Source organism: Streptomyces sp. NPDC004647 (assembly GCF_040609575.1).
GTDB lineage: Bacteria > Actinomycetota > Actinomycetes > Streptomycetales > Streptomycetaceae > Streptomyces.
This window is the reverse complement of record NZ_JBEXKU010000163.1, coordinates 1-4,980: the sequence shown is the minus strand read 5'-3', so window position 1 is coordinate 4,980 and position 4,980 is coordinate 1. Positions and strand designations below refer to the sequence as shown.

Genomic DNA, 4,980 nt, shown 5'->3' with positions numbered 1-4,980 from the left:
TGGCGCCAGGCCCGCGACGCGCACCGTGAGACCGAGGCCGCCCCCAAGCAGCCGGAACCCGAACGGCCCTGCCCCGGCCTGTGCTCCCCGCCGACACGGGGGTGTTCCGCTGCCGAGGACGATGAAGCGGTCCCGGAAGTGGTGCTCCCCGCCGACGCGGGGGTGTTCAGTTCCGGAGTGGACAGCTTCGGACGTCACATAGACGTAAGCCACACTGGAGGCGTGAGCCCCGAACTTGGCCGCCACGTCCACCCCTCATCACCACCAGCAGGCCGCCTCGTCCTCGGCATGCAGCCGACAGCTTCCGCGGCTGGGCCGGGTGCCATCGCGGTGGCCGATGACCGCGGAGATAGGGAATGAAGCAGTACGCCGCAGCGGTCGGCCTGCTCCTCCAACCCATGGCCGCAACGCTATGGTCTGCGGGTTCGAGTGCCTATCGGGCACAGTGGAGCTGGCCTGGATGCGTCCTCGGTTACAGGAATATCCCATGCCTCCGGGACCGGATTTCGCGACGATGAGGCCGGTGCGGGGCAGTCGGCGCAGAGCCCCAGGCAGCCCGTACGGAACCCAGGCACATCCTGGTACTCGATGGCTGTCAGAGGTTCGTTCATACGGAGCCGAGCAGGAGTCGCTGCATCTACGACATGGGCACCGTTCGCTGCTCGCGCTGCTTACGCCACTGCTCGTCCTGCTTACGGCGCCCGTACCGGGTCATGCCCCGCGGCTTGAACACGGCAAGGACCATGGCCACGAGCAACACCAGCAGGGCGAGCACGGCGTGGAATCTGGGCGATGTGTTCCGCACCACGTCGAGATCGGCGTTCGGGTCTGCCGCCACCGCTGCCATGTAGCTGAAGGTCTCCATGTAGATCAGGAGGACCAAGGTGGCAACCACGGTGATCAGGAGTTTGAACAGGACCCAGTAGTGCCGGAACAAGCCCCACGTGGTGCCCAGCGACTGGACAATCCCGGTGAGCAGCGAGGCGAAGGCCAACGGCACGAGGACGAACCACGCGGCCGGTTCCACCACGAGATAGGCACCACGGACCGTCTGAGCGTCCTGGCTGGTCAAGCCGATGACGGCGAGGGCTAGGAAGACGATGACCGCGCCGAGCCAGCCGACCGTGCTCGTGACATGAGCGGTGAGCGCGACCTTGCGGAGGCGGGGTGTCATGGTCATCAGTGATCACCCTCGGGGCGCGTGGTGGTCACCGAGGCCACCGCCGGGCGGTGTGAGGTCTGCTGTGACGCTGGTGGTCGGTGCTTGGCCACCAAAGTGGCGAGCAGGGCCGTGTTCGCCGGGGCCCTTGGTGAGCAGCAGGATGACGAACAGCACGATCACGACGAGGGCGATGGTCCCGAACACCTTCACCCAGCGGGGTGTCCCGGGGGTAGATCCCCGGTCAGGCTCCGCGCCGGTGTCGTCGCCGGTATCGGGCTGGCGCGGTGGGTCATCCATGTCCGTCTCCTCTGTCGCACGTATCTGGCCACGTGGCTCATGACGGCAGCTTTGCGAGACAATGTGTCTCTGTCAAGCCAGAGTGACGTGCCCCCGTCGTCACGTATATTGGGCTGGTGCCGAAGCTGTGGAACGAGACGATCGAGGCCCACCGTCATGCGGTGCGCGAGGCGATCCTGGACACCACGTGGGCGCTGGTGACCGAGCACGGGCTGACGTCGGTGACGATGTCGAAGATCGCCGAGAAGACCGGCATCGGACGGGCGACGCTGTACAAGTACTTCCCGGACGTCGAAGCGATCCTGGCCGCCTGGCACCAACGTCACGTCACCGGCCACCTCGAACATCTCACCCAGCTCCGGGGCCAACCCGGCGACGCCAGCGAGCGACTCGAAGCGGTGCTCACGGCCTACGCGCTCATCTCCTACCACCGCGAGCGCCACGGCCCCGAACTCGGGGCACTCCTGCATCGAGGTGAGCAGGTCACCCAGGCCCAACAGCAGCTCACCGACTTGATCCAAGACCTGCTCACCGAGGTCGCAGCCACCGGCAACCTCCGGGACGATGTCGCGCCTGACGAGCTGGCGAGCTACTGCCTCCATGCCCTCACGGCAGCCGGCACGCTGTCCTCGGAGGCCGCAGTCCGCCGACTAGTGAAGGTCACTCTGGCGGGGTTGCGCCCCGCGCGCTAACGCACGCTCCAGCCGCCCCGTGGCGTAGGGGGGAGGCAGCCGGCCGTAACGTGGCGACGTTCCAGGTCGGGCTCTCAGCGCGGTCGGTGTGATCCAGTGACCGACGGGCACGAGAGAACGGTCACCCAGAGGGGTGGTACGGCCATCGCTGAGGTACAGCTATGCTCCCCGGCATGGTTGCGGCCCGGCCGATCCTCAGCGCGCTGCGGTCCCGCTCTCCCGCAGCGGGTCCGTGGCGAACATGGGTGCTGGCCGCGCTACTCCTTGCACTGATGTACACACACGGTGTCAGCGGGGAGAGCGCCGCAGGCCACGCCCACACCGGGGCGTCCAGCTCGGTGACTTTGGACGCGCAGGAAGCCGCTGCGGCCGGCCACAGCCACGACGGGCCCGGCTCGCACTCCAGCCAGCGGCACATCGACCATCACGAAGCCCCGGAACCGGATCACGCGGCTCACCAGTGTGTGTCCGGCCAGCCCGAGCAGGGCGTTGCGCTGCCCGCCCCGTGCGAAGCTCCACTCGCGGCGGTTCCGCCTACGCACGCGTATGTACCCACCGCCAGTCGGCCCGCCGCCGCCTTCGGGGTGCCTCCTCCATTGCCGGACTCAACGGTCCTACGGATCTAATTCTTCACGCCTTCGAACCGGTCGACGACGCGTTGGGCACACCCGAGCCGTCTCCGACCGCGTGTCGGCGGCGGCTCGGCCATGCCTGGCAGTGCCCCTTCAGTTGCCCCCGCAGCGAAAGAGCGGCGCGGAGCCCTGGACCGGCCTCCGTTCCTGTTTCCAGGGAATCCGGCCCTTCTCGCCGTCCTCCAGCTCGCGGCCCACCCGCGTGGGCGAGCCCTGAACTGTGTCCCCATGCCCCTCCACGGAACCCCAGACCCGCGAAAGGCCAGCTCTTGTCTTCCTCATCCACTCTCGCCACGACCCCGACCCAGACCCCGTCACAGCCGGCCCCCAACCACCGTCGTTCCAGGAGGCGGGAAGGCGCCTCCCTGCCGTGGCGCTACCTCGGCTATGTCGGTTACTACGTGGGCGCAGGACTCATCAGCGGCGCGGTCGTCCATCACCCCATGGACCCGACCCGCTACTCGATGATCGCTGGGGCTGGCGTACTGGTCTTCCTACTCGCAACCGTCCTCAACGACATCATCCTCCCGCCCGAGAGGCCCGCCCTGTCACGCATGCTGCGAGTGCTCGGCACCTCCACGATGCTCTCCTTCGGCCTCGGCATGCTCAGTGGCGGCATGCAGCATTTCGCAGACCTCCCCGACCGCTGCGCCGTGCTGATCCCGCTTGGCATCGTCCTGTCCTTCGTCGCCTACTTCCTCAAAGAGGACAAGACGCCGTGGCGGCGCATCTTCGGCCTCATGGGTCTGGCAGCCCTCATCGTCTCAGCCCTCACCTTCGCGGGGCTTCGCCACATTGCCCCCACCATGGCCGAGTCCGGAGGGGGACACAGCCACAGCGATGTCGTGACCGAAAAGGACAGCGGCGAAGGACGTGACGGTGACCACGGCACCGGCACCGCCGATCCGACCTCCGAGCCCACCGCACCCACGAAGAACACCAACCCCAGCGAGGAGCCTGGGCACGAAGACGGCCACAACCACTGAGCCGCCCGTACCATGTGGCCCATGACGAGCACGTCGCAGATGATCCGGCCCCTTGGGGGCCGGGCGTTTGTGCTGCTTGTGCTGGCGGTGCTTACCGGTCTGGTGGCCATGCACGGCCTGGGCCCGGCTGGTGCAGCCCTACCCGAGCGGTCGGTGTCCACTGCGGTGAGCCCAGTGGTGGCCGACCCGCACCACCAGTTGACGGAAGGCTGCCAGCACGCCGCCGGTGGCGATCACGGCAGGCACGTGGAGCATGCCGATGGCACCTGTGCCGCGAGCAGCATCAGCACCGCTCCCGCGCTACCTGCCCTGACCCCTGCGGGCTTCGAGGTATTTTCTGCGGTGGCCCCGTCCGGGTGGCCGACCAGCGTGACCGCCTCCGGCCGTGCCCCGCCGACGCTGTCCGAACTGCAACTCCTGCGCATTTAGAGGCGCCCGCGACGCCCACCCTTTCCACCGGGCCAATCCGCTGGAAATGACGGTGTCCGCCGCGTCCGGTACGCCCACCTTTCATGATCAATGCACAGAGAGTTGCACACCCATGACCGCACACCGTTCTCTGGCCCGCAGGGCAGCCGCCGTTGTTGCCGTCGCCACCGCCGCCGTGGCGCTTGCCGCCTGCGGCGGAGGCGACAGCTCCGGCGGGCACGACGGCCACAAGACCAGCTCGCCGTCGGCGTCGGCGCCCGCCCAGCAGGGCGCGAACAACGCCGCGGACGTCACCTTCGCCAGGGGCATGATCCCGCACCACCGGCAGGCAGTGGAGATGGCTGACCTGGCTGCTGACCGTGCCTCCTCGAACCAGGTCAAGGACCTCGCCGACAAGATCAAGAAGGCGCAGGACCCGGAGATCAAGACGATGTCCGGGTGGCTTGAGTCCTGGGGCGAGCAGGTGCCCGCCGAGAACGAGGGCATGGACCACGGCGGTCACGGCACGTCCGGCATGATGAGCGCCGAGGACATGGCCACGCTCGAGAAGTCCTCCGGGAAGGCGTTCGACACTGCGTTCCTGGAGATGATGATCAAGCACCACGAGGGCGCGGTGGAGATGGCCAAGACGGAGCAGTCCCAGGGGGACTACCAGCCCGCCAAGGACATGGCGCAGGACATCATCACCTCGCAGACCGCTGAGATCACGCAGATGAACAAGCAGCTCGGCAAGGGCTGACTGCCGGATGGGGACTTCTCGCTGACCTTCGACGGGTCGAGCT

The 4,980-nt window shown here is 67.7% G+C and carries 7 protein-coding genes; 5 read left to right on the top strand and 2 right to left on the bottom strand.

Annotated elements, in window-relative coordinates:
* Positions 1-637: 637 nt before the first annotated feature.
* Positions 638-1,180, bottom strand: coding sequence for a hypothetical protein (locus ABZW18_RS34125; RefSeq protein WP_356195243.1), 543 nt, complete (start codon positions 1,178-1,180; stop codon positions 638-640).
* Between the two features lie 6 nt (positions 1,181-1,186).
* On the bottom strand, positions 1,187-1,459 hold the full coding sequence (locus tag ABZW18_RS34120; protein WP_356195241.1) for a hypothetical protein: 273 nt from the start codon (positions 1,457-1,459) through the stop codon (positions 1,187-1,189).
* 116 nt (positions 1,460-1,575) lie between these two features.
* Here ABZW18_RS34120 and ABZW18_RS34115 point away from each other — a divergent pair, with 116 nt between their 5' ends.
* The 5 genes from ABZW18_RS34115 (at position 1,576) to ABZW18_RS34095 (ending at position 4,937) form a co-directional block, all read left to right on the top strand.
* The gene (locus ABZW18_RS34115; protein WP_356195239.1) at positions 1,576-2,151 is read left to right on the top strand and encodes a TetR/AcrR family transcriptional regulator; all 576 of its coding nucleotides are present in this window, start codon (positions 1,576-1,578) and stop codon (positions 2,149-2,151) included.
* Positions 2,152-2,312: 161 nt separating this feature from the next.
* A complete protein-coding gene (locus tag ABZW18_RS34110; protein ID WP_356195236.1) occupies positions 2,313-2,777 on the top strand; it encodes a DUF6153 family protein in 465 nt (154 codons plus the stop codon).
* 275 nt (positions 2,778-3,052) lie between these two features.
* On the top strand, positions 3,053-3,769 hold the full coding sequence (locus tag ABZW18_RS34105; RefSeq protein WP_356195234.1) for a hypothetical protein: 717 nt from the start codon (positions 3,053-3,055) through the stop codon (positions 3,767-3,769).
* Between the two features lie 21 nt (positions 3,770-3,790).
* A complete protein-coding gene (locus ABZW18_RS34100; protein WP_356195231.1) occupies positions 3,791-4,198 on the top strand; it encodes a DUF6153 family protein in 408 nt (135 codons plus the stop codon).
* Positions 4,199-4,310: 112 nt separating this feature from the next.
* Entirely contained in the window at positions 4,311-4,937 is a 627-nt protein-coding gene (locus ABZW18_RS34095; RefSeq protein ID WP_356195228.1) for a DUF305 domain-containing protein, read from the top strand.
* The last annotated feature ends 43 nt before the right edge of the window (positions 4,938-4,980 follow it).